The organism is Mesorhizobium sp. M1A.F.Ca.IN.022.07.1.1, from assembly GCF_003997575.1.
In the GTDB taxonomy this organism is placed as follows: Bacteria; Pseudomonadota; Alphaproteobacteria; order Rhizobiales; family Rhizobiaceae; genus Mesorhizobium.
Window position 1 is genome coordinate 1 of record NZ_RZST01000482.1, and the last position, 3415, is coordinate 3415.

Below are 3415 nucleotides of genomic sequence, written 5' to 3' on the forward strand. Positions count from 1 at the left end.
TTCGCCGGCGGGCGCTTCCTTGCCTTTGCAGGCATCGGCCATCCGGAAAAATTCTTCGATACGCTGCGCGGCGTCGGCGGCGAGGTCGCGCTGTCGCGCGCTTTTCCCGATCATCATTTCTACGCCGCGGACGAGCTTGCCGATCTGGCGGCGCTTGCCAAGCGCGAGGGGCTTCGGCTTGTCACCACGGCAAAGGATGCCGCGCGGCTTCGCCACGGCGCCGCACCCGCCGGCTTCCTGGAGCAACTCGACGTGCTTGAGATCGACGCCGTGTTCGAGATCGACCACGTGCCGGAGCGCATCATCAATGAGACGCTGGATGCATGGCGGCAGCGCAAGATGAGACCGTCCTTAGCCTAGCGCGACGCGAAGCGGAGCGCAGGCCATAGGATCCAAGCCGCAGTCGGCGAAGTGCAGCAAAGCCAAGAGGTACGCGATCGCGGTAAGCGATTCTCAGCCGTCGGAGCACTGCTGCGCGCTCACGGCCCATGATCTCCGCGACGCCGCTTCGCTCCTGCTCCGACCTGGGATGACGAAGTGGGGGTTCTACCCCCGCTTGCGCAGTTCCGGATGCGCCTCGATCTCACGCCGCAGCGACGCTGCCGCGTTCACATATGGCTCCTGCCTGGCGACGCTCCAGTATTTGAGCTCGTCCAGCGGGATGCTCTCGCCGGTCACCGCGCAGCGCACGAACGCGCCGGGGCTCGTCACCTGGAAGTCGCCGTCGAGATAGCGGATGCGCGCTTCCTTGCCGCCGGGGCCTTCAAAACGGTTCATCATGGAATGGCGCATAGGTTCATAGGGGTTCAATCGCCACAAATCGAAGGCAAGGTCAAGCTTGGCGCAATGCTCATGTAGTATGCCGGTTGGCACAATGGTTGTCGGGAAGCGCCATGGACATCACCAACGCCAGCGCGACGTCGCTGCTGAAAGAGGCGCTGGCGCCGCAGCCGGTGCCGTCGCCCAAGGCCGAACCTGCGACCGCGGCGCTGGTCAAGGCGCTCGTCCAGCCGCCGGCGCCGTCCGTCGTGTCCTCCGCACAGGTGGCCGCGCAGGCGCTGAACGGCACGTTGCCGGCCGCTCGACCAACTCAGCGTCTGTCCTCGGCCGAGATCGAGAACGCCTACAGAGCCGTCCTGGAATCCGATGCCGGCCCTGATGGCGCCTCGACGAAGTCTCCGGTTGGCAGGTCGGCGGCTGACGCCGATCAGCTTTCGCGGGCGCTGCCCCAGGTTCCACCGCCGGCCGCCGATGGCACCGCAAGGGTCGTGGCGGCGGCGCCCTCTTTGTTCTCGCCGGCGCTTGCGTCCGGAGTGCTGCTAGCGGCCAACGCCAATGCGCCGCCGCGCGGCGGCGTTCGCAGCCCCGGCCATGCCCCGCGATCCGAACCCGGCCAGACGCCGCTGTGGATGATATCGATCGTGACGGCCGTCGTCTCGGCTGCGACGACCACGATCGTGCTGATGCTGCTTCGCTGATCCGGGCGATCTAGCCCTCGTCCTGCAGGAAGGCTTCGAGCTTCTCCGGCGCCAGGCCCGCCTGTTCGGCGATGCGCCTGGCGAGATCGGCGGCGGCCGCGCGCGGCCGGCCGACCGGGCGGTCGAGCCAGTAGGACACCGGATTGAGCACGACCCGCTCGTCAACGGGAACAATCCGGCCCGACTTCAACTGGTCTGCCGTCAGCGGCGGCCGCGCCAGCGCGATGCCGAGCCCATGCGCCGCCGCGTCGAGCACCAGATTGTAGTCCTCGAAACGCCGGTCCTGCGGGCGCGGGCGATAATCGACCTCCTGTGCCGCGAACCAGGCGCGCCAGGCCGATGCGTCGGAATCGTTTATTAGCGGGAATTTGAGCAGCCGAGCCGGGTCGCCTTGCCCGATCTCCTTCGCCAGCTCCGGCGAGGCGATCGGGAAAATGTGCTCCTCGAAAAGCTGCACCGAGACGCGGCCCGGGATGCGGCCGCGCCCGCAGCGCACCGAAAGGTCGATGCCTTCGTCGGCAAGGTCCGCCTGGCGGTTGTCGACGTCGAGCACGATGCGCAGCCGGGTCGGGTTGTTTTCGAGCGCCGCCATGCGCGGCATCAGCCAAAGGCCGCTGACCGAAGGGATCGAAGCCAGCCGCACCACCGCGGTGCCGCGCGGCTCGACCCAGCGATCGGAATTGACCGAGATCAGCGCGAAGGCCTCGGTGGTGCGCAGGTGCAGCCGGTTGCCCTCATTGGTCAGCGTGACGCCGCGCGCATTGCGCTCGAACACCTTGAGCCCGAGCCAGTCCTCCAGCTTGGCGATCTGACGGCTGACCGCGCCATGGGTGAGGTTGAGCCTTTCGGCCGCCGCGGAAAAGCTTCCGGTCCGCGCCGCCGCGTCGAAGGCGCGCAAAGTCTCGAGCGGCAATAGCTGGTCAGAGCTGTGAGGCATGCTCACAGCTGACCCTCGAATTGCTCGTTTGTCAATCGGCGGGCAATGGCGTTTTCTTTCTCTGTGTCACTGAGAGACGAGGATTCGGCAATGAGCGCTTACACCGGCACGTTGAATGAGACACAGCGCATGGACACCACGGCCGCGATCGCGGTGGCGCTGACGGTGGTCGGCTGGGCGTCTGCCTTCCCGGCGATCCGCGCTGGCCTCGCCGCCTTCCAGCCGCTGGAGCTCGGGGCGCTGCGCTTCGCCATCGCGGCCGTGCCGGCAGCGATCTTCCTTGCGGTCAAGCGTCCGGCGGTGCCGAGGATCGATGAGCTGTGGCGTTTCGGCTTCGGCGGTGCCATCTTCGTCGCGCTCTACACCGCCATGCTCAATTTCGGCGAGCTCACCGTCTCGGCGGGCGCCGCCGGCTTCATCATCAATGTCAGCCCGATCTTCACGGCCATCATGGCCATGGCGCTGCTCGGCGGGCGCTTTTCCGGCATGGCCTGGTTCGGCACGTTGATCTCGTTTGCCGGCATCGGCATCATCGCGGTGGCGGACGGCCATGGCCTGCATTTCAACACCGGCGCGCTGCTGGTGCTGGGCTCCGCCCTTTGCTCGGCCGTCAACACCATCGTCCAGAAGCCGCTCTTTGCCCGTCATCATCCGCTGACGATCGCCGCTTCCAACATGGTGCTCGGCGCGCTCTGCCTGTCGCCCTTCCTGGCGGAAGCGTTTTCGCAGGCCGCGGTCGCCGACATGGCCGGCCTCGGCGCCGTCATCTATCTGGGCATCGTGCCCAGCCTGATCGCCTACGCCGCCTGGGCCACCGCGTTGTCGCGCCTGCCGGCCGCGCGCGCCTCGAACTTCCTCTATCTGGTCTCGCCGACCTCCGCTCTGATCGGTTTCTTCTGGCTCGGCGAAGTGCCGACACTCCTCGGCATCCTCGGCGGTGCACTGGCGCTCGGCGGTGTGATCGTGGTGAATTTGAAGCGGTAAGTCAAAGGGTTGAGGC

The 3415-nt window shown here is 67.0% G+C and carries 5 protein-coding genes; 3 read left to right on the top strand and 2 right to left on the bottom strand.

The window, feature by feature from the left end; translation table 11 throughout:
- The coding region (locus EOA75_RS30755; RefSeq protein WP_164747687.1) for a tetraacyldisaccharide 4'-kinase at positions 1 to 360 on the top strand (360 nt) is incomplete at its 5' end.
- A 186-nt stretch (positions 361 to 546) separates the two neighbouring features.
- Here EOA75_RS30755 and EOA75_RS30760 read toward each other — a convergent pair.
- Positions 547 to 780: a DUF2093 domain-containing protein gene (locus EOA75_RS30760; protein WP_067000947.1), complete on the bottom strand. Its 234-nt coding sequence runs from the start codon at positions 778 to 780 to the stop codon at positions 547 to 549.
- 113 nt (positions 781 to 893) lie between these two features.
- On the opposite strand from EOA75_RS30760, the gene EOA75_RS30765 reads away from it, so the two are divergent.
- Complete coding sequence (locus EOA75_RS30765; RefSeq protein WP_127325916.1) at positions 894 to 1478, top strand: hypothetical protein; 585 nt, start codon at positions 894 to 896, stop codon at positions 1476 to 1478.
- Positions 1479 to 1488: 10 nt separating this feature from the next.
- On the opposite strand, the gene EOA75_RS30770 is transcribed toward EOA75_RS30765, so the two are convergent.
- Positions 1489 to 2415 (bottom strand): LysR family transcriptional regulator, encoded by a 927-nt coding sequence (locus EOA75_RS30770; RefSeq protein ID WP_127325919.1) that lies wholly within the window; start codon positions 2413 to 2415, stop codon positions 1489 to 1491.
- A gap of 90 nt (positions 2416 to 2505) precedes the next feature.
- Here EOA75_RS30770 and EOA75_RS30775 point away from each other — a divergent pair, with 90 nt between their 5' ends.
- Positions 2506 to 3399 carry a DMT family transporter gene (locus tag EOA75_RS30775; protein ID WP_127325917.1) on the top strand — a complete coding sequence of 298 codons (894 nt, stop codon included), beginning with the start codon at positions 2506 to 2508 and terminating at the stop codon, positions 3397 to 3399.
- Positions 3400 to 3415 lie beyond the last annotated feature (16 nt).